The organism is Virgibacillus doumboii (genome assembly GCF_902806455.1).
GTDB lineage: Bacteria > Bacillota > Bacilli > Bacillales > Amphibacillaceae > Lentibacillus > Lentibacillus doumboii.
The window spans coordinates 1877727-1898307 of the sequence record NZ_CADCWQ010000001.1 but is presented as its reverse complement, the minus strand read 5'-3'; the positions used below and the strand labels follow the sequence as shown (position 1 = coordinate 1898307).

The 20581-nt window shown below is 38.8% G+C and carries 18 protein-coding genes; 17 read left to right on the top strand and 1 reads right to left on the bottom strand.

Translation table 11 applies throughout. The features are described from left to right. Positions 1–277 precede the first annotated feature (277 nt). The 17 genes from G6R02_RS09240 (at position 278) to G6R02_RS09160 (ending at position 18570) form a co-directional block, all read left to right on the top strand. Entirely contained in the window at positions 278–1003 is a 726-nt protein-coding gene (locus G6R02_RS09240) for a GntR family transcriptional regulator (RefSeq protein WP_164668941.1), read from the top strand. A gap of 102 nt (positions 1004–1105) precedes the next feature. Continuing rightward, on the top strand, positions 1106–2221 hold the full coding sequence (locus tag G6R02_RS09235; protein ID WP_164668940.1) for a BMP family lipoprotein: 1116 nt from the start codon (positions 1106–1108) through the stop codon (positions 2219–2221). Positions 2222–2395: 174 nt separating this feature from the next. Further along, positions 2396–3913 (top strand): ABC transporter ATP-binding protein, encoded by a 1518-nt coding sequence (locus tag G6R02_RS09230; protein WP_164670360.1) that lies wholly within the window; start codon positions 2396–2398, stop codon positions 3911–3913. Further along, positions 3906–4949 (top strand): ABC transporter permease, encoded by a 1044-nt coding sequence (locus G6R02_RS09225; RefSeq protein WP_164668939.1) that lies wholly within the window; start codon positions 3906–3908, stop codon positions 4947–4949. The genes G6R02_RS09230 and G6R02_RS09225 overlap by 8 nt, the downstream gene beginning before the upstream one ends. Then, a complete protein-coding gene (locus tag G6R02_RS09220; protein ID WP_164668938.1) occupies positions 4950–5909 on the top strand; it encodes an ABC transporter permease in 960 nt (319 codons plus the stop codon). It begins immediately after the preceding gene. Positions 5910–6058: 149 nt separating this feature from the next. After that, a complete protein-coding gene (gene yfmF, locus G6R02_RS09215) occupies positions 6059–7348 on the top strand; it encodes an EF-P 5-aminopentanol modification-associated protein YfmF (protein ID WP_164668937.1) in 1290 nt (429 codons plus the stop codon). Beyond that, on the top strand, positions 7341–8624 hold the full coding sequence (gene yfmH / locus G6R02_RS09210; protein ID WP_164668936.1) for an EF-P 5-aminopentanol modification-associated protein YfmH: 1284 nt from the start codon (positions 7341–7343) through the stop codon (positions 8622–8624). The genes yfmF and yfmH overlap by 8 nt, the downstream gene beginning before the upstream one ends. Before the next feature lie 8 nt (positions 8625–8632). Further along, a complete protein-coding gene (ymfI, locus tag G6R02_RS09205; protein WP_164668935.1) occupies positions 8633–9352 on the top strand; it encodes an elongation factor P 5-aminopentanone reductase in 720 nt (239 codons plus the stop codon). A 72-nt stretch (positions 9353–9424) separates the two neighbouring features. Beyond that, entirely contained in the window at positions 9425–9685 is a 261-nt protein-coding gene (locus tag G6R02_RS09200) for a DUF3243 domain-containing protein (protein ID WP_164668934.1), read from the top strand. A gap of 186 nt (positions 9686–9871) precedes the next feature. After that, positions 9872–10663 (top strand): DUF3388 domain-containing protein, encoded by a 792-nt coding sequence (locus G6R02_RS09195; protein ID WP_164668933.1) that lies wholly within the window; start codon positions 9872–9874, stop codon positions 10661–10663. A gap of 106 nt (positions 10664–10769) precedes the next feature. Then, positions 10770–11732: a helix-turn-helix domain-containing protein gene (locus tag G6R02_RS09190; protein ID WP_164668932.1), complete on the top strand. Its 963-nt coding sequence runs from the start codon at positions 10770–10772 to the stop codon at positions 11730–11732. A 67-nt stretch (positions 11733–11799) separates the two neighbouring features. Next, positions 11800–12378 carry a CDP-diacylglycerol--glycerol-3-phosphate 3-phosphatidyltransferase gene (gene pgsA, locus G6R02_RS09185; protein ID WP_164668931.1) on the top strand — a complete coding sequence of 193 codons (579 nt, stop codon included), beginning with the start codon at positions 11800–11802 and terminating at the stop codon, positions 12376–12378. Then, entirely contained in the window at positions 12375–13619 is a 1245-nt protein-coding gene (locus G6R02_RS09180; RefSeq protein WP_164668930.1) for a competence/damage-inducible protein A, read from the top strand. Before pgsA ends, G6R02_RS09180 begins: the two co-directional genes overlap by 4 nt. 177 nt (positions 13620–13796) lie before the next feature. Next, a complete protein-coding gene (gene recA, locus G6R02_RS09175; RefSeq protein WP_164668929.1) occupies positions 13797–14840 on the top strand; it encodes a recombinase RecA in 1044 nt (347 codons plus the stop codon). Between the two features lie 226 nt (positions 14841–15066). Further along, positions 15067–16632, top strand: a complete 1566-nt coding sequence (gene rny, locus G6R02_RS09170; protein WP_164668928.1) for a ribonuclease Y — start codon at positions 15067–15069, stop codon at positions 16630–16632. A 160-nt stretch (positions 16633–16792) separates the two neighbouring features. After that, positions 16793–17590, top strand: a complete 798-nt coding sequence (locus tag G6R02_RS09165; protein WP_164668927.1) for a TIGR00282 family metallophosphoesterase — start codon at positions 16793–16795, stop codon at positions 17588–17590. A gap of 719 nt (positions 17591–18309) precedes the next feature. After that, a complete protein-coding gene (locus G6R02_RS09160; RefSeq protein WP_164668926.1) occupies positions 18310–18570 on the top strand; it encodes a stage V sporulation protein S in 261 nt (86 codons plus the stop codon). 204 nt (positions 18571–18774) lie between these two features. Here G6R02_RS09160 and G6R02_RS09155 read toward each other — a convergent pair whose 3' ends face one another. Next, positions 18775–20517 carry an IS1634 family transposase gene (locus G6R02_RS09155; RefSeq protein ID WP_164668925.1) on the bottom strand — a complete coding sequence of 581 codons (1743 nt, stop codon included), beginning with the start codon at positions 20515–20517 and terminating at the stop codon, positions 18775–18777. Positions 20518–20581: the final 64 nt, after the last annotated feature.

Genomic DNA, 20581 nt, shown 5'->3' with positions numbered 1-20581 from the left:
CCTAGGCCTTTCATCCCGCAGGAGTCTACGTATATTTCCTCCGCTTATTTATGCATTGAGCGTCTTTAGTATTACCAGTTGCTGTTTTTCCCCAGATTCTATGTTTTGTAAGAATAACAACTTCGACTTTCGAACTATTTTCATTAGTTTTTTCGTGAGAATTTCCCTATATCTATTTATTTATTCTTGTAAAAGTGTTATATTTATGTCGGACAAAAGAGTCATACGTCAGATGTCAGATGTCTATGACGAAAATTGAAGATTAAGGGGGGGCATCATGTCGATTCGGATTGATTCTCGTCACTTATACTTACAGGTTATTGATGAGATAAAACGGGACATCGAAAATGGTACATATAAGACAAAGCAAAAACTCCCATCTGAATTCCAACTGTCAAAACAACTTGGCGTTTCCCGTGCAACCTTAAGAGAAGCATTGCGCATACTGGAAGAAGAAAACGTAGTGATTCGACGGCATGGTGTAGGGACATTTGTAAATCCGAAACCTATCTTTTCTTCGGGTATTGAACAGCTGAATAGTGTTACATATATGATTGAACAATCCGGAAAGGTTCCAGGTTCCCAATTTTTATCAACTGAATTTGTTGAACCAACCGAAGAAGAACGGCTGAAGTATATGCCTGAAGAAATTAATACACTGGCAAAAATTGAGCGTGTTCGAACAGCTGACAATAATCCGGTTGTTTTTTGCATTGATAAAGTCCCGGATGGTTTAGTACCATTGGATCAAATTCATAATGAAGATTCTCTATTTAAGCTACTGGAGGAATATTCAGGCAAACGGATTTCTTATGCAGTTACATACATTGAACCTATCAGTTATCATGATCGGATTTATGAAGTTTTAAAATGTGATCCTGATCAGTCATTACTATTATTAAAGCAGATGCATTACACGGATGAAGATGAACCAATTTTATACTCGGCTAATTACTTCAGATCAGATGTATTCAGTTTTCATGTTTTAAGAAAGCGTTTGTAAGGGATTTCATATGACTCTATTTAGGGAGGTGATTGCAGGATAAATCACTGTGCTTTACCATTTTGCTATACTTAAATTAATTAAAAATAGGGGGTTCTTATTTTGAAGAATCGTAAGTTTATTTTACTTGCATTATTATTTTCTCTTGGTTTGATTCTTGCTGCATGTGGTGGCGGTTCTGGAGAAGAAAACAGTGGAAATGAAGGCTCTGGTGGAGACGAAGGCAGTAATGAAAGCAGTGAAAGCACAGATTTCAGTGCTGCAATGGTAACTGATGTTGGCGGTGTAGATGATAAATCATTTAACCAGTCAGCATGGGAAGGTTTACAAGCCTGGGGTGACGAGCATGGTCTTTCTAAAGGTCAAGGTTTTGACTATGCCCAATCAAATGATAAATCCGATTACATGCCAAACCTGACTCGTCTGGTTAAAGCAGACTATAATCTGGTATTTGGTATTGGATTTAAGTTACACGATGCAATTAAAAAAGTTTCCGGACAATTTCCAGATACGCATTTTGCTATCGTTGATGACGTTGTAGATGCTCCAAATGTAGCAAGTATTACATTCAAAGAACATCAAGGTTCATTTTTGGTAGGGGTTGCAGCTGCTAAAAAGACAAAATCAAATAAAGTAGGTTTCGTTGGTGGTGTTGACTCACCATTAATCAACAAATTTGAATCCGGATTTATTGCTGGTGTAAAATCCGTTAATCCTGAAATTGATGTAGAAGTTCAATATGCTGAATCCTTTGCAGCTGCTGACAAAGGTAAACTTATTGCTACTGAGATGTATAATAGTGGTATTGATGTTATCTATCACGCATCAGGTGCAACAGGAAATGGCGTATTTGCACAAGCAAAAGATATTAAGAAAAATAATCCTGAAAAAGACGTCTGGGTAATCGGTGTTGACCGTGACCAGTATGAAGAAGGCCAAATCGGTGATCATAATGTTACGCTTACTTCCATGGTAAAACGTGTTGATATTTCTGTACAGGATCTTTCCAATAAGGCAATGAACGGCGAATTTCCTGGTGGGGAAAATGTAGTTTACGGTTTGGAAGATGGAGGAGTAAGTGCAGCTAAAACAAATGAAGAAGCATTAACAGATGATATTGTTACAGCTATTGAAGACTGGAAAGAAAAAATTATAAATGGTGAAGTTGAGGTTCCGAAAACTCGTGAAGAAACAGAGAAGTTCGTAAATAACCTCTAAATTGGATGCTGAAAAAGGCTGGATAACCCAGCCTTTTTCATCCTTGTATGCGTTAATGAAAATCATCAAATGAAGAGAATTCTTCCTGCCCTTTTCATTTGGTGATGTTTCAAAAATACGGATACAGTTTTGAAGGAGTGATATGGTTTGAACGAAACGGATTATGTTATAGAAATGCTTAACATACGTAAGGAATTCCCTGGGGTTGTGGCAAATGATGACATAACTATTCAGGTTAAAAAGCAGGAAATACATGCATTATTAGGGGAAAATGGTGCGGGGAAGTCCACTTTAATGAATGTTCTATTCGGATTGTACCAGCCTGAAAAAGGCGAAATTCGTGTTGAGGGCAAAAAAGTAAATATTACAGACCCAAACATTGCCAATGATCTTGGAATTGGAATGGTACATCAGCACTTCATGCTGGTCGATACATACACCGTCACCGAAAATATTATTCTTGGCAGTGAACCAACAAGTGGTGGAAAAATAAATTTAAAGGATGCAGAAAAGGAAGTGCAGGAGCTTTCTGATCGTTATGGACTTAATGTGGACCCTGCTGCAAAAATTCGTGATATTTCTGTAGGCATGCAGCAACGTGTGGAAATTTTGAAAACGTTGTACCGCGGGGCCAATGTTCTTATATTTGATGAACCGACTGCTGTCTTAACACCACAGGAAATCAAAGAACTTATTGAAATTATGAATTCCTTAATTCGAGAAGGAAAATCTATTATTTTAATTACACACAAATTAAAAGAAATTATGCAGGTATGTGACCGGTGCACGGTTATTCGTAAAGGTAAAGGGATTGAGACTGTTAATGTTAAAGATACAAACGTTACAGAACTTGCTTCTCTGATGGTAGGTAGAGAAATCAGTTTTAAAACGGAGAAAGAAGAAGCAAATCCAAAAGAAACTGTGTTACAAATTTCTGATTTGAATGTAGAAGATACACGTAAGGTCAATATCGTTAAAGGTTTGAACCTGGATGTTCGTGCAGGGGAGATTGTTGGTATAGCCGGTGTTGACGGAAATGGGCAGACTGAGTTAATTGAAGCGATTACCGGATTGCGTAAATCTCAATCAGGTTCTATTAAAATTAATGATAAAAATATAACTAATTTTAAGCCGCGAAAAGTAACGGAAAACGGTGTAGGGCACATTCCACAGGATCGTCAAAAATACGGATTGGTTTTGGATTTTCCAATTGGCGAAAACATGGTATTGCAAACATATTACAAAAAGCCCTATTCTAAAGCCAAAATACTGAACTTTAAAGAAATTTACAAAAAGGCTAAAAGTTTAATTGAAGAATACGATGTGCGTACTCCAGATGAATATACAAAAGCAAGAGCACTTTCTGGTGGTAACCAGCAAAAAGCAATCATTGCCCGTGAAGTTGATCGGTCACCCGATTTATTAATTGCTGCTCAGCCCACAAGAGGACTGGATGTTGGGGCAATTGAATTTATCCATAAAAAGCTGATAGAAGAACGGGATAAAGGTAAGGCCGTACTATTGGTTTCATTTGAGCTTGATGAAATATTGGATGTAAGTGACCGTATTGCGGTAATGTTTGACGGTCAAATTGTGGCGAACGTTAAACCTGCAGAAACGAATGAGCAAGAACTTGGTCTGTTGATGGCAGGCAGTAACAAAGAAGAGGCAGGTGAAAACGAAGATGTCTAACAGATTATTAAATTTATTAATACCAATTGTTTCTGTTTTACTTGGTTTAATTGCCGGAGCAATTATCATGCTTATTTTTGGATATAATCCAATTGCTGGATATGGTGCTTTATGGGCTGGTGCTTTTGGTGATTTGTACTACTTTGGTGAAACAGTAAGACAGATAACACCATATATACTGACTGGTCTGGCGGTAGCATTTGCATTCCGTTCGGGATTGTTCAATATCGGAGCTGAAGGTCAGGTTATTGTCGGATGGCTTGCTTCAGTCTGGGTTGGATTGGCTGTAGATGCACCAATGATTATCCATTTACCACTGGCAGTTCTGGCTGCTGGGGCAGCTGGTGCGTTATGGGGTTTTATCCCTGGTATATTAAAAGCAAAACTTGGTGTTCATGAAGTTATTGTTACTATTATGATGAACTATATTGCTTTATACGTTACAAACGAAGTTATAAGAAGTGTTCTGACGGATAATCTGAGTTCCACTGAGACAATTCCAGGATCAGCATCGCTCGCATCAGAATGGCTTCAAACATTAACTTATTTTTCACGAATGCACTACGGAATATTGATTGCATTGTTAGCCGCTTTTGTAATGTGGTTTATTATTCAGCGTACATCAATTGGATACGAGCTGAAATCTGTTGGCTTTAACCAGCATGCATCAAAATATGCAGGTATGAATGTCAGCAAAAATATTGTTCTTTCCATGGTAATTGCAGGTGCATTTGCCGGATTGGCAGGAGCTATGGAAGGGCTGGGAACATACGGATCAATCTCGGTGATGTCCGGGTTTACCAATCTTGGTTTTGATGGTATCGCTGTTGCACTGTTGGGTGCCAATACGGCTATCGGTGTTGTTTTTGCCGCAATACTGTTTGGTGCACTGAAAGTAGGAGCAATAAACATGCCAACTGCTGCAGGTGTCCCAACTGAACTGGTTGATATTATTATTGCGTTAATTATTTTCTTTGTAGCATCAAGTTATATTATCAGATGGGCAATACTTCGCTTTAAAAAGGAGGAGAAATAAATGGGGCTTGTAGAACTGTTACAATCAATTATTCCGCCCGCACTTTTCTTTTCAGCGCCGCTTATTTTCACGGCGTTAGGTGGAGTATTCAGTGAACGATCAGGTGTAGTAAATATTGGCTTAGAAGGCTTAATGGTAATGGGTGCATTTGTCGGTATCGTTTTCAATTTAACGTTTGCCGATGTACTGGGTGCCTGGACACCATGGATTTCAATATTGGTAGCAATGGTCGTATCGGCCATATTTGCAATTATTCATGCCGTAGCATCTGTCTCATTCCGGGCTGATCAGGTTGTGAGCGGTGTAGCTATCAACTTTCTTGCATTGGGATTAGGGGTCTTTTTAACAAAACAATGGTATGGAAAAGGTCAGACTGACATGGTTACAGAGCCTTTTTATACAAATGATATTAATATCTTAAGTGATATCCCTGTTATCGGCCCTATCTTTTTCCAAAACATCTACATTACATCATATATAGCTATCGTACTTGCATTTGTTGCCTGGTATGTATTATACAAAACACCATTTGGTCTGAGGCTGCGTGCTGTCGGTGAGCATCCAATGGCAGCAGATACAAACGGAATTAACGTTTATAAAATGCGTTATATAGCTGTTATTTTATCCGGCGCATTTGGCGGTTTAGGCGGTTCAGTGTTTGCCTTAACAATCGCCTTAAACTTCTCTCACGCTACAATTGTTGGTCAGGGTTTCATGTCATTAGCCGCGGTTATTTTCGGCAAATGGCATCCGCTCGGTGCAATGGGAGCAGCACTGTTCTTTGGATTCGCACAAAGTCTGAGTGTTATCAGTTCAGGTGTTCCATTACTGGAAGACGTACCTCAAGTATTCCTGCTGATTGCTCCATACGTATTGACAATCCTGGCACTTGCCGGATTTATTGGCCGCGCCGAAGCACCTAAAGCAAACGGTGTGCCTTATATTAAAGGCAGTCGTTAAATTCATAAACGGAATTGAGCGATTAGAGTCAAAAACCTGGAGTTGTTATTTTAATAGCAACCCAGGTTTTTTTGCTATAAAATTATATACATATGAGAACACTATAGGTATATGAAGAAAAACAATTACATAGTTCGGGAGGTTATCAATTGAATTCAACAGTCGAGAATGTTGTTCATGAGAACGGTATTAATCTTCATGTTGTTCCAAGCAAAAAGTATAAAACGATTACGATAATAGCTAAGCTTAAAGCGCCATTATCGAAGGATACTATTACCAAACGTGCATTGCTTCCTTATGTTCTGCAGCAGGGAACACGATCCTATCCAGAGAGAAGTGACATTCAAGTGAAGCTGGATAGCTTATATGGAGCAGTTCTTTCCCTGGATGGATCCAAGAAAGGGAACAATCACATAATCAGTTTCCGGATGGAAATGGCAAATCAGAAATTTATTTCGGATGAATCTGAAATTCTTGATGAAGCTATTGCATTGTTTAAAGAAGTTATTTTTTATCCGGACAATACGAATGATTCATTCAGGAAGTCGGCAGTGGATAGAGAAAAAGAAACGTTAAGGCAAAAAATCAGTTCTGTGATTGATAATAAAATGAATTATGCCAATATGCGATTAATCGATGAAATGTGCAGTGATGAACTGTACCACTTGCACGTCCACGGATATGAGGAAGATTTAGATTCGATTACTGCTGAAAATCTTTTTACTTATTATCAGACCGCTTTGCAGGAGGATCAGCTGGATATATATGTGTTAGGCGATTTCGACACCGAAACAATGAAAGAAAGAATGACATCAACGTTTCAGCGTAAAGGTGGACAGTCTCCGAAGGCTAATGTTTCCGATGTAAACAAACAACCGGACCAATCGAACGTTGTAATTGATACTCAGAACATCCAACAGGCAAAACTGCACTTTGGTTACAGAACAAATACCATTTATCAGGATGATGATTACTATGCGTTGCAGGTGTTCAATGGGTTATACGGCGGGTTTCCAAGCTCGAAATTATTTATTAATGTCCGTGAAAAGAACAGTCTTGCCTATTATGCTGCTTCGAGAGTGGAAAGCCATAAAGGGTTAATGCTCGTTTTCAGCGGCATCGCACCTAGTGATTATGAAAAAGCGAGGGAAATAATTGAACTGCAAATGGAATCGATGAAAAAAGGCGAATTCACGGAAGATGAGATGGCCAATACGAAGGAATTAATAACAAATCAGTTACGTGAAACGATGGATAATCCACAAGGAATGATTGAGCTATTGTATCAACAGGTTGTTGGTGATAAAGACCGATCGCCCGAAGAATTAATTGAAGGGATCAATAAGGTTAATAAAAACAGCGTAGTTGATGTTGCTAATAAGATAGAATTGGATACCATTTATTTACTGACGAAAAAAGGGGGCGAATCAGATGAATAAGCAGGTATATGATGATATAAAAGAAACTTTGTATAAACAAAACCTTGAAAATGGCTTAACCGTTTTTTTGCTGCCAAAACCTGAGATGGCCAAAACATACGGAATTTTTTCAACAAATTATGGTTCGATTGATCAAACATTTGTACCGATAAATGGTACGGAAAAAATTACGGTTCCAGAAGGTGTTGCCCATTTTTTGGAACATAAAATGTTTGAGAAAGAAGATCGTGATGTATTTGCTGATTTTGGAAAACAGGGTGCATCCGCCAATGCGTATACTTCTTTCACAAAGACAGCATATTTATTTGCGGCTACAAATCATATCGAAAAAAATGTTGAAACATTACTTGATTTTGTTCAGAATCCATACTTTTCTGAGGAATCAGTCGAGAAAGAAAAAGGTATCATCGATCAGGAAATTGAAATGTATAATGATCAGCCTGACTGGCAATCTTTCATGGGGACACTAAGGAGTCTGTTTCACAACCATCCCGTCAAGATTGATATAGCTGGTACGGTTGACTCGATAAATGCAATCACCAAGGATGATTTATATACATGCTATAATACGTTTTATCATCCTGAGAACATGACACTGTTTATTGCAGGGAATTTCGATGCTCAACAAATGATGAATTTAATAGAAAAAAATCAGGCGTCCAAAGACTTTGAAAAGATGGAGGATATCCAAAGGGAATTCCCACAGGAACCGGAAGCAGTTGCAATCAAAGAAAATAAAATAAATATGCCCGTTTCGATTGCGAAGTGTACCATTGGAATTAAGGAATCGTCTGCAGAATTAACCGGGCAGGAGTTTTTGGAAAAAGATTTGCTGCAAAGCATGTTGTTGGATTTTTACTTTTCCAAAGGTGGTCCCTTTTACCAGCAGTTATATGAGGAAAATCTAATCGACGATAGTTTTTATTTTGAAACCAATTTGGAGAAAACGTTTGGCTATTCATTTATAGGCGGTAACACGAATAAGCCTGATCAATTCATAGAAAAAGTGCAGGAACTTTTAAGGACCACTAACAATGCAACATTCACCGCCGAGGAAATGGAGCGGATGAAAAAGAAGAAAATCGGTCAATTATTAAGGGCGATGAATTCGTTAGAGTTTGTTGCAAATAAATATATGCATTATCATTCGGTCGGAGTAGATTTATTTGAACTGATTCCGGCAATCCAGTCATTTACGGAAGAGCACTTTAATGCGTTCGTACAAAATTGGATTAATGATGATCGTTTAGCTGTATGTAAAATAGTAAATGAGTAGGGGATTTTATGGGGAAAAATGTATTACTGGTTGGAGCCAGTGGTGATATTGGTTCAGCTATAGCTGAAAGCCTGGCAAAAGAAGGCTATCGGCTGATCCTTCACTATAATAAAAATAAACAAGCAATTGATGAAAGCCGATTAAATCTTCATGAGGAAGCAATTTTATCCGAAATTCAGGCCGATTTAAGCCAGGAACGTGAAGTGGAGAGGTTACTTCATTCACTGGTTTTTCCAGTAGATGCTGTAATTTTTGCAAGTGGCAAGGCTCATTACGGCATATTTCAGGATACGGAAAAAAATATAATGGATGAAATGATTGCTCTTCATGTGCAGGCACCATGGCTGATTACAAAATATTTGCTGCCCGGAATGATCCAGCAAAAAAAAGGAAAAATAATTTTTATCACGTCCATTTGGGGAGAATCCGGCTCAAGCAATGAAGTGATATATTCGTCGGTAAAGGGTGCACAAAACAGTTTTGTTAAAGCTCTGGCTAAAGAGCTTGCACCATCTGGAATTTCTGTAAATGCTGTAAGCCCCGGATTTATTGACACGAAAATGAATCAGCATCTGCTGCCTGATGAAAAAGAAATGATAACAAAAGATATACCAATTAACCGCGTCGGAACGGTAGATGATGTTGCACATACAGTATGCTTTTTAATGAGTGAAAAATCAAGTTATATTCAAGGAGAAATTATTAACGTAACAGGAGGCTGGTCCTGAGAAAAAGCTATGTATAAACTCACCGGAAACTCAAATACTAAACATGTAAAAAATTGAAGGAGGCAGATAGTTATGTCCGTTCTTGACAATTTTGATTCATGGAAGAGTTTTCTGGCCAATAAACTCGAGCAGGCGCAATCTCAGGGGATGAGCCAGCAAACTGTTTCGAATATGGCATATGAGGTTGGTAATTATTTAGCACAAAGTACGGAAGCTAAAAACAATGAAGAGGCTGTGCTGAGAGAGTTGTGGAATGCCGCTGACGATCAGGAAAGACACGCAATAGCCAATTCAATGGTCAAACTCGTCCAAAATCAGGGGAATTCGCAATAAACATTAATTTTGAATGAAGAAGCTGCAGTTGACTTATTGAATGCAGCTTCTTTATTTTTTCATATATATTCCACTTATCTTCATAATCTTCTTTTCACAGGACATAAAATCCTTTATTATAGTTATATAGACAGATTGAAAATGTTTCGTTACCATATACATAAGCAGAATATAAAGGGGCTTATTATGGAAAAAACAGAATGGTACCTTGAATATGAAATACAATATAATCGTCCTGGTTTATTAGGGGACATTTCTTCGTTATTGGGAATGCTTTCCATTAATATTATATCGATAAATGGTCTGGAAAATTCCAGAAGGGGTATGCTGTTACTGTCTAAAGAAGACGAACAGATTACCCGATTAAAATCAATATTACAAACGATGGATACAATAGTTGTTAAAAAAGTACGAAAGCCAAAGCTTCGTGACAAATTGGCAGTAAGGCATGGCAGATATATAAATAGCGATATTGATGACCGAAAGACATTCCGTTTTGTCCGTGACGAATTAGGTATATTAGTTGATTTCATGGCAGAATTGTTTAAGAAAGAGGGTCATAAATTAATTGGGATCCGCGGAATGCCACGGGTAGGAAAAACGGAATCAGTTGTAGCTGCCAGTGTTTGTGCCAATAAACGTTGGTTGTTTGTTTCAAGTACATTATTAAAGCAAACCATCCGAAGCCAATTAATTCAAGATGAGTACTCCAGCGATAGTTTGTACATCATTGATGGAATTGTCTCTACACGTCGGGCTAATGAAAAGCATTGGCAGTTAATCCGGGAGATTATGCAGCTTCCTGCAGTTAAAGTGGTGGAGCATCCTGATATGTTCGTACAGACGACCGAATATAAATTGGATGATTTTGACTATATAATTGAATTACGCAACAGCGAAGACGAAGAAATTACATATGAAACAGTTGAAAATAATCAATTCAACCAGGACAGCGGCTTTTCAATGTTTGATTTTTAGCAGTTAAGAAAGTAAAAATACTTTCTTACTGCATAAGTGCAACTAAGGCTTTCGCCATTAATGCTTGGCGACAAGCCAAGTTTTCTAAAAATGGATGGTGTTAGTTATGGAAATAGGAGCAAGGCTAAAGGAAGCCAGGGAAGCAAAAGGTTTGTCCCTGGAAAGCTTACAGGAAACAACTAAAATACAGAAAAGATACCTTGAGGCGATTGAAAAAGGCGATTTCCATATTTTACCTGGTAAATTTTATGCCAGAGCATTTATTAAAGAATATGCAAACGCGGTTGGGCTCGATTCAAATGAACTGTTGGAGGAGTACAAGGAAGAGATTCCACAAACCGAGGAAGATAGTACTGCGCAATATACTCAAATTCATCGGTCACGTAAGGATAGTAATCCGTCAAAAACCTCCGCTGTATTTTCGTTTATACCTACTGTAATTGTAGTCCTGTTGATTATAGGTATACTCTTTGCTGCATGGTATTTTATTCAGCAAACTGTTTCAGATTCAGGGAATAATACAGATCCTGTTGAACAACAGGATGATAATGAAGTTGTCCGTCGAGATGACGGTCAACAGGATAATGGACAGGCAGGAGATGACAATAGCGGCGATAACAATACTGATTCCAATGAAGACTCTTCAGGGACAGCAAATGATGAAAACACTGATTCTCAAACTGGGGATACCCAGGAGCCGGAGCAACCTGATCCTGAATTAACCGTGGTTGAAGAGGGTGCGGGATCCAGTCCGGAATCAACTTTGGCACTCGAAAATGCGAGCGATGAAGTAACCGCTACGATTGAAGCAACAGGTGATTCATGGCTTGAAGTGGAAAATGGTAATGGTGAGTCCTTGTTTTCAGGGATGTTTACCAGTGATGATTCGCCGCTTGAATTTAATTTATCCAAGGAAGAAGACCGTATTTGGTTTAATGTTGGGAGTGCCCCTAGCCTGAATATAACAATTGACGGTGTCACACTGGAATACCCTGTTAATGCTGAGGAGGAAGTTCATCAATATCTCTGGGTTAATATTAACAGATCAAGTGATACGTCTAATGAATAATAACAGTTTATGAAGACCCTTCCCAATCCCAATGTGGAAGGGTCTTATACCGTAGGAGGATACAGTTGTGAATATACCAAATAAAATTACGCTTTCCCGCATTTGTCTTATCCCGATTTTTATTATATTAATGAGTGTCCCGTTTAATTGGGGCAGTTGGGATATTGGAGATGCCGAATTGCCGGTTTCCCACTTTGTTGCTGCATTGTTATTTATTGTGGCATCAGCAACTGACTGGATAGATGGTCATTACGCAAGGAAGTACAATCTTGTATCTAATTTAGGTAAATTTCTGGATCCGCTTGCTGATAAATTACTTGTAGCATCTGCACTTATTTTATTAGTTGAGTTGGGAATGGCACCAGCTTGGGTGGTCATTCTTATTATCAGCAGGGAACTTGCAGTAACCGGATTACGATTAGTGGCAGCCGGGGAAGGAATTGTCCTGGCAGCGGGAAGTATGGGAAAATTAAAAACAGCCAGCCAAATGGTTGCGGTAGCAGCATTACTGCTTCATAATTTTCCATTTTCCTATATTGGTTTTCCCTTCGCTGCTATTATGTTGTATGTAGCACTATTCTTTACAGTTTTATCAGGCTACGATTATTTTGTAAAAAACTGGCATGTTATGAGGGATTCGAAATGAAGCAAATTAGTACGGAAATTGTTGCTGTTGGTACCGAATTATTATTAGGACAGATTTCGAATACAAATGCTCAATGGATATCAGAAAAGCTGGCATCGGTCGGAATTAATGTATTTCATCATTCCGTGGTTGGTGACAATCTGAACAGGGTAAAGGAGCAGTTTCAGCATGCTGCAAACAGATCCGATGTCATAATCGTTACTGGCGGATTGGGCCCAACTGAAGATGATATGACAAGAGAGGCTTTTCAGCAAATTACCTTCCTCGATATCATCGAACATGGTCCTTCTATGGAAAAAATTACAGAATTTTTTAATAAGTGGAAAACTAAGATGACACGTAATAACCGAAGACAGGCACGTGTATTTGCTGGTGCTGATGTGATTGAAAATAATGTGGGAATGGCGCCTGGGATGATTGTCCGGCACCAAAACAAAATCTGGATTTTCCTGCCCGGAGTGCCCAGAGAAATGAAGCAGATGATGTCAGAACAGGTAATCCCATATCTGCAGAGGCTAAGTGGTGATTATACGGTTATCAGATCAACCATGCTGCGATTTGCTGGGATCGGTGAAGCCCATCTTGAGGATGAGCTGAATGATCTAATAAAAAATCAAAGCAATCCTACTATAGCTCCATTGGCACAAAGTGAAGGGGTTGCCATCAGAGTAACCGCCAAAGCAGATACGGATAAAGAGGCGTATACTTTAATCGACCAGACGAAAAGACAAATTCTTTCTAAAGTTGGAAAATATTATTATGGTGCTGATGAGCAGACATTGGAAGAAAAAGTATTTTCCATGCTAAAAGATAATAACAAAAACATAGCTGCTGCTGAAAGTTTAACAGGAGGTATGTTTACTGAAAAACTTATATCTGTTGAAGGTGCCTCTCAAGTCTGCAAGGGTGGACTGGTTTGCTACGATACAAAGGTAAAAGAAAATGTATTACATGTTTCTGCAGAGACAATTAAAAATTTTGGAACGGTAAGTGAAGAATGTGCGGAGGAAATGGCAGAAGAAATTTGCCGGCTCCTTGATGCAGATGTAGGAATCAGCTTTACAGGAGTTGCAGGCCCGGACAGTTCTGAAGGAAATCCTGCGGGAACGGTCTACATTGCTGTGTTTAATGGACCGAAAAATAAACTGGTAAAAAAGTTTACTTTCCCAGGAGACCGTCAGATGGTCCGCCAAAGAGCTGTTTTAAAGGGATTTGAAATTTTAATAGATTTACTAAAATGATAAAATAAGCCGTTTCAATTTATTTAAAATCTAATTTTTCGATCCTTATTGTCTAGTAAACAAGTATTTTCCATAAATAAATCACTGTAAAAATGAGAACATTTATTCGTTTTTTGTCTTGGCAAATCATTAAAAACAAGGTATGATGGATATAGTTAATTAAAGGAGGTAACCTCGTTGAGTGATAGAAAACAAGCTTTGGATATGGCGTTAAAACAAATTGAGAAGCAATTCGGTAAAGGCTCCATTATGAAACTTGGGGAACAAGAGGGACAAAGAATTGCTACAATTCCAAGCGGTTCGCTGGCATTGGATGTAGCTTTAGGAATTGGTGGATACCCTAGGGGCCGTGTAGTGGAAATTTATGGTCCGGAATCATCAGGTAAAACAACTGTGGCACTGCATGCAATTGCCGAAGCACAGCAACAGGGTGGACAGGCTGCATTTATCGATGCTGAGCATGCACTGGATCCGACATATGCCCGTGCGCTTGGTGTGAATATTGAGGAATTGCTGCTTTCTCAGCCTGATACTGGTGAACAGGCACTTGAAATTGCTGAGGCATTGGTACGCAGTGGTGCAGTCGACATTATTGTAGTAGACTCAGTAGCTGCTTTGGTACCAAAAGCCGAAATAGAAGGAGAAATGGGAGATTCGCACGTAGGTTTACAGGCGCGTTTGATGTCCCAGGCATTAAGAAAGCTGTCCGGTGCAATTAACAAATCCAAAACAACCGCTATTTTCATTAATCAAATCAGAGAAAAAGTTGGTGTTATGTTTGGTAACCCTGAAACAACTCCTGGTGGACGAGCACTTAAATTCTATTCATCTGTCAGGCTGGAGGTCCGCCGTGCCGAAACGCTGAAACAGGGAAATGATATGGTAGGTAATAAAACACGAATCAAAGTAGTTAAGAATAAGGTGGCACCGCCTTTCAAGAAGGCAGAAGTTGATATTATGTATGGAGAAGGTATTTCTAAAGAAGGAGAAATACTTGATATCGGTTCTGATCTGGATATCGTTGAAAAAAGCGGTGCATGGTATTCCTATAATGGGGAAAGACTTGGACAAGGCAGGGAAAATTCCAAAGAGTTCCTGAAGGCAAATGAAGCTACTATGGCTGAAATCCATGATGCAATCCGGCAGCACTACAGCTTGGATGATGCACCAGAAGAAACAGAAGAACAGGAACAAGCTAGTCAAGGAAGTTTAGATGTATAAAAAAATATTTTAATGATAAATCCGTTGCTGGTAATAACTGGCAAGGGATTTGTTTTTTCAGGAAAATGATTAATTGTTACGATTCCTTGACATTGGCATTTGAGACAATTAAAATTAAATTGTATAATTTTATAGTTTATTATACAATTTTTATTATTTATTATTGAACATTGTACATGCCGACAATAATGAATTGTACAACTCTATAGCAATAGGAGGTGAAACCATGGACAGTCCCTTAATCATCTCCATTTTGCTTGCCTTTATCCTAATCGTCGGTATTGTTGTTGGTTATCTGATTCGTAAATCTATTGCTGAAGCTAAAATTTCCAGTGCGGAAAATTTGGCTAAACAAATAGTAGATGAAGCACATCGAAATGCAGATGCCGCTAAGAAAGAGGCGCTTCTTGAGGCGAAGGATGAAAATCATAAACTTCGTCAGCAGACAGAAGAAGACTTACGTGAACGTAGAACAGAGGTACAGAAGCAAGAAAATCGTCTGATGCAAAAAGAAGAAAATCTGGACAGAAAAAGTGAAACGCTGGATAAGCGAGAACTCTTGTTAGAGAGAAAGGAACAATCACTAACAGAAAAACAACAACAAATTGAAGAAATGGAAAGCAAAGTGGAAGCTATGATTCAGGAGCAGCAAACGGAGCTTGAACGAATTTCAGGATACACCACTGATCAGGCAAGGCAGATTATTTTGGAGCGAGTGGAACAAGAGGTTAGCCATGAATCAGCGTTAATGATTAAAGAAGCCGAAAATCGTGCGAAAGAAGAAGCTGATAAAAAAGCTAAAAGTGTTCTTTCACTTGCCCTACAGCGTTGTGCTGCAGACCACGTTGCTGAAACAACTGTATCTGTTGTAAACCTTCCAAATGATGAAATGAAAGGACGTATTATCGGACGTGAAGGCCGGAACATCCGAACGCTGGAAACGTTAACCGGTATAGATCTGATAATTGACGATACACCGGAAGCAGTGATTTTATCAGGCTTCGATCCAATACGTCGTGAAACAGCTCGTATGGCGCTGGAAAAACTGGTCCAGGACGGCCGAATTCACCCAGCAAGAATAGAGGAAATGGTGGATAAAGCCAGACGAGAGGTTGATGAATATATTCGTGAGGTAGGAGAAGAAACAACATTCGAGGTTGGAGTACACGGACTGCATCCAGACCTGGTTAAAATACTTGGACGCTTAAAATATCGTACAAGCTATGGTCAAAATGTGTTAAAGCATTCCACTGAGGTTGCGTACCTTTCAGGATTGCTTGCTGCTGAATTAGGTGAAGATGAAACACTTGCAAAAAGAGCTGGCTTACTTCATGACATAGGAAAAGCAATAGATCATGAAGTAGAGGGAAGCCATGTTGAAATTGGTAAAGAACTTGGAATCAAATATAAGGAACATGAGGTTGTTATCAATGCTATAGCTTCTCACCACGGTGATGAAGAAGCTACTTCCATAATTTCAGTTTTAGTTACTGCAGCAGATGCATTATCAGCTGCAAGACCTGGAGCAAGAAGTGAAACGTTGGAAAACTACATTAAGCGTCTCGAAAAACTGGAAGAGATTTCCGAGTCGTTTTCAGGGGTAGAAAAATCCTTTGCCATCCAGGCTGGAAGAGAAATTCGTATTATGGTAAAACCTGATGAAATCGATGACATTGATTCTGTTCGAGTGGCACGGGATATCCGGAAACGGATTGAAGGCGAATTAGATTATCCGGGTCATATAAAAGTAACGGTAATCAGAGAAACACGAGCAGTAGAATATGCGAAGTAGGTAAAAGAGTAAAAGTGACCAATCGGTCGCTTTTACTCTTTTTAAACTTTACAACGGTAAGTCAATGTGAAACACTAATATTACTTAATTCTGGCTTTTTTGAAGGTTATCACGGTGAATATTAAAAAGCCTTACATAAACAGATAGGATGATAACAATTATGAAAATTTTATTTATTGGTGATGTTGCCGGGTCTCCGGGAAGAGATATGGTTCAGGAATATTTACCAAAATTAAAAGAAAAATATCGTCCCCATATGACGATAATAAATGGCGAAAATGCTGCTTCTGGAAAGGGTATTACCGAGAAGATTTACAAACAATTTCTTGAATGGGGCACCCAGACAATTACAATGGGAAACCATACCTGGGACAAAAAAGATATTTTTGAATTTATCGATGATGCCAAAAATATGATACGACCGGCTAATTTTCCGGAAGGTACGCCGGGAAAAGGAATTACTTTTACTAATGTAAACGGGACAGAAGTAGCTGTTATTAATGTTCAGGGACGTACTTTCCTGCCGGCAATAGATGACCCTTTCCGTAAGATGGATGAACTTATTGAAGAGTCCAAAAAACGAACAAATATTATTTTTGTGGACTTCCATGCAGAGGCAACAAGTGAAAAACAGGCGATGGGCTGGTACCTGGATGGCAGAGTCAGTGCGGTGGTAGGGACTCATACACATACACAAACCGCTGATGAACGCATATTGCCCAATGGGACGGCATATATAACTGATGTAGGAATGACCGGACCTTACGACTCTATTCTGGGAATGGAAAAAGAAGCAGTACTGAAAAAGTTTCTCACAAGTTTACCTGTCCGTTTTGAAATTGATAAAAAGGGAAGAAAACAATTAAATGGTTTTTTGGTGACAATTGATAATAATTCAGGAAAGGCAACCAATGCTGAACGAATTTTAATCAATGACGATCATCCATTCTTTAGCTGATTCTCGGAGGCTGTTTTCGTAAATTTTTTATTTTTTAACCTCATAATAGATATAAAATGCGACGTAGTCTAGAAAAGAAAGTTTGAGTGCTGTAACACCGCTCCGGAAATACACTTCCTTTCCGTGGGCGGCTGCCCGGCCCTCTTCGTGCTAACGCACCCGGTGGTCTCACCTAGGCCTTTCCTCCCACAGGAGTCTCTGTGTATTTCCTCCGCTGGGTTGGGATTGTATCGAATAACCACACAAATAGCTGATATCACAACTTTTAGTTAGAAAACCAGAATTAGCGGAGGCAGATTACGTAGACTCCTGTGGGGAAGCACGAGTCCGAAGACACCGCAAGAAGTGATTTTCTTCTGAGGAGGCTGAGGCCGTGCCCACTGCTAAGAAGACACTGTGAAAATGAACTTTTTGAGCAGATGTCGCCTTGGTATCCGGAGGTGTGAAAGCGAAGTAATCTGCCGGAGCGGTCGCATAGCACTACACTGCAAAAAATGAAGTTGTATTAAACAATTGAATGTTATGTCGCAGTTTATATCTTTTGTATGAAAACTCTTTCGGATACGAGGCAATACGAAAGCAGACCCTCCATTTCTTAATTTTTTTGTTTTGATTATTTGAATGTTTTGAATTATTGATGCATAATAAGGTAATAAGCTAACATCTCCAAGAATATAGTAGGATTAGAACTACATTAGTAAATGAAGGAGGTACTAGTAATGGAAGTATTAAAGGTTTCAGCAAAATCAAATCCAAATTCAGTAGCAGGTGCACTCGCGAATGTGTTAAGAGAACGGGGTTCAGCGGAGATTCAGGCTATTGGAGCCGGTGCATTAAATCAGGCTGTGAAAGCAGTAGCTATCGCAAGGGGATTTGTAGCACCAAGCGGGGTTGATTTAATATGTATTCCGGCATTTACCGATATTATGATTGATGATGAAGAACGTACTGCGATTAAGTTAATTGTAGAACCGAGATAATATTTTTTATATATTTTATTAAGTGTTGCACATTTGTGCAGCACTATTTTTATGTCAATTTCAGTAACTTTATTATTCAGGGATATTTTTTGCTTGAACAGTCCTTTACATGTATTGTTAAATTCTCATGTTTGACAGTGAAAATGACAGAAACGCCTTTATATCAAGCGTATCTGTCATTTTTTTAGTGCTCAAAAGTGAGTACTATTTATGTTTTTTTACTTCTTTTAAAATTTTTTTCATTTTTTGTATTGGCACGATTTCCGTGTCTGTTCGAAATCCGAAAGCATCGTGCAATTTGTCTGTTAGATCTGTTCTGGTATAAGTAGGAATGTAACCTTCGTTTGTAGCTTTCAACACACGCATTTCCCGTAACGTTTGAATGATTTCAAAACAGGTAGCTGACTCATCAATTTTCTTTTCAATTAGGCGATAGGTCAATAGGGACAGAAAGCATACTAAGAAGTGTGCCTTGATACGCTCGTCTTTTTGAAGGAAGACCGGACGCGTTCGCATTTCACTTTTTAAAATACGAAAGGTCTCTTCAATCTCCCAGCGTCGCTGGTTGATTTTAACGATTTCCCCCGGCGTGCTTTCCAGGTTGGTACACACACCATAAAAACCATCAAATTTCGCTTCTTCATCAACGAGTGCTGAATTAATGGTGTACTCACTCTTTCCAGCAATCTCGCCATCTTCTGTGACATGCGTGGACTGTATAAAACGATCTGGTGAGTTTGCTCGCTTTTTCTCCATCCGAGAAGGATTATCTACCTTTTTCAGTGCACGATCTATTTGCTTTTCACGAATACCAGCTTGATAGCGTTTATGTTTCGGCGAAAAGGTGACAATCAATTTTTGTTCTAATCCATTTTCATTAATCCAGCGTTCTTTATGGTATACTTGCTTATCTTTTTCTAAATCAAGATCATTTAGATTGATTGTTTGTTTTCTCTTCTTGGTGGTCGCTTTCTGATCGGAATCTACCATCTCCCATCCCGAAGGATCCAGAGCCCACTCTTTCAAATGCTTTTTTAATTTTTTGATGGATTGTGTGGTGACAAAAGCTCGTTTATTCATGGAATTGTACAATCGGTTTTCATGGGAAGAAAGCCCGGCATCTGTGCAGACGACAAATTTAGATAGATGAAAATCTTTCAAGATCCTTTTCTCCAGAGGCTTTAATGTTGGCTGCTCATTTTGATTCCCGGAATTGATTACAAAGGCGAGTGGAAGACCACTCCCATCCATGAATAATCCCATTTGAACAATTGGATTCGGGCGGTTTTCTTTAGACATCCCATATTGTTTCAGCCCATCCTCTTCTTCAATCTCGAAATAGAAATTTGTACAGTCATAGTAAAGGAGCTCAGTCTTTCGTTCAACGATGGCTGTGCTATTTTTGTATACCGTCTTTTCAATCGTATCAGATTCCTCAGCTAAGATATCTAATGTTCGGTATATATGCTGTGTTTCTACCGAATGAGGCTCCAATAAATCATCTGCCCGCTCTAGGGTTCCTTTTTTTGAAGTTGGATGAATAACCCGCATATATATTAGGAGAGCTAGAATCTTGTTTAAATCGTATGTAAAGTTGTGTCTGTCGGAAATATCTTTACAAATTTTATCTAATTTCAATTGATGGTAGATTGATTTGATGAAAAGATAACCGACATTAAAAGACCGTTTTTCTCCTTTTAGTATCGACTTTTTTGGATGGTGCTTGATGATGATTGTTTCTGCTTTCAACTTTTTTTCTTCTGTTAATTTCTTCGCATAGGCACGTGCCCATTCTTCAGGGTCAACACCTGGATGCCTTTCACGGATTTCCTGTTCATTCCCTAACGCTTCAATGACTTTTGTAGTTGATTTCCCATTGATATCTCTAACATTTTCAATAACGGAATAGGAGACAGAATTCTTGGATACACTTTTTTTAATACGCATAGATTATCCCTCAAATCTTCTAAGGTACCTCTATTATAACATAGTACTAAATAGTACTAAACAA

Excerpts from the sequence above, each read along its gene's own strand:
- G6R02_RS09225 (WP_164668939.1), top strand. The coding sequence starts at position 3,906 with ATGTCTAACAGATTATTAAATTTATTAATACCAATTGTTTCTGTTTTA.
- G6R02_RS09240 (WP_164668941.1), top strand. The coding sequence starts at position 278 with ATGTCGATTCGGATTGATTCTCGTCACTTATACTTACAGGTTATTGAT.
- G6R02_RS09180 (WP_164668930.1), top strand. The coding sequence starts at position 12,375 with ATGAAGCAAATTAGTACGGAAATTGTTGCTGTTGGTACCGAATTATTA.
- G6R02_RS09155 (WP_164668925.1), bottom strand. The coding sequence starts at position 20,517 with ATGCGTATTAAAAAAAGTGTATCCAAGAATTCTGTCTCCTATTCCGTT.
- rny (WP_164668928.1), top strand. The coding sequence starts at position 15,067 with ATGGACAGTCCCTTAATCATCTCCATTTTGCTTGCCTTTATCCTAATC.
- G6R02_RS09160 (WP_164668926.1), top strand. The coding sequence starts at position 18,310 with ATGGAAGTATTAAAGGTTTCAGCAAAATCAAATCCAAATTCAGTAGCA.
- G6R02_RS09165 (WP_164668927.1), top strand. The coding sequence starts at position 16,793 with ATGAAAATTTTATTTATTGGTGATGTTGCCGGGTCTCCGGGAAGAGAT.
- G6R02_RS09200 (WP_164668934.1), top strand. The coding sequence starts at position 9,425 with ATGTCCGTTCTTGACAATTTTGATTCATGGAAGAGTTTTCTGGCCAAT.
- G6R02_RS09230 (WP_164670360.1), top strand. The coding sequence starts at position 2,396 with ATGCTTAACATACGTAAGGAATTCCCTGGGGTTGTGGCAAATGATGAC.
- yfmH (WP_164668936.1), top strand. The coding sequence starts at position 7,341 with ATGAATAAGCAGGTATATGATGATATAAAAGAAACTTTGTATAAACAA.
- ymfI (WP_164668935.1), top strand. The coding sequence starts at position 8,633 with ATGGGGAAAAATGTATTACTGGTTGGAGCCAGTGGTGATATTGGTTCA.
- G6R02_RS09190 (WP_164668932.1), top strand. The coding sequence starts at position 10,770 with ATGGAAATAGGAGCAAGGCTAAAGGAAGCCAGGGAAGCAAAAGGTTTG.
- G6R02_RS09220 (WP_164668938.1), top strand. The coding sequence starts at position 4,950 with ATGGGGCTTGTAGAACTGTTACAATCAATTATTCCGCCCGCACTTTTC.
- G6R02_RS09195 (WP_164668933.1), top strand. The coding sequence starts at position 9,872 with ATGGAAAAAACAGAATGGTACCTTGAATATGAAATACAATATAATCGT.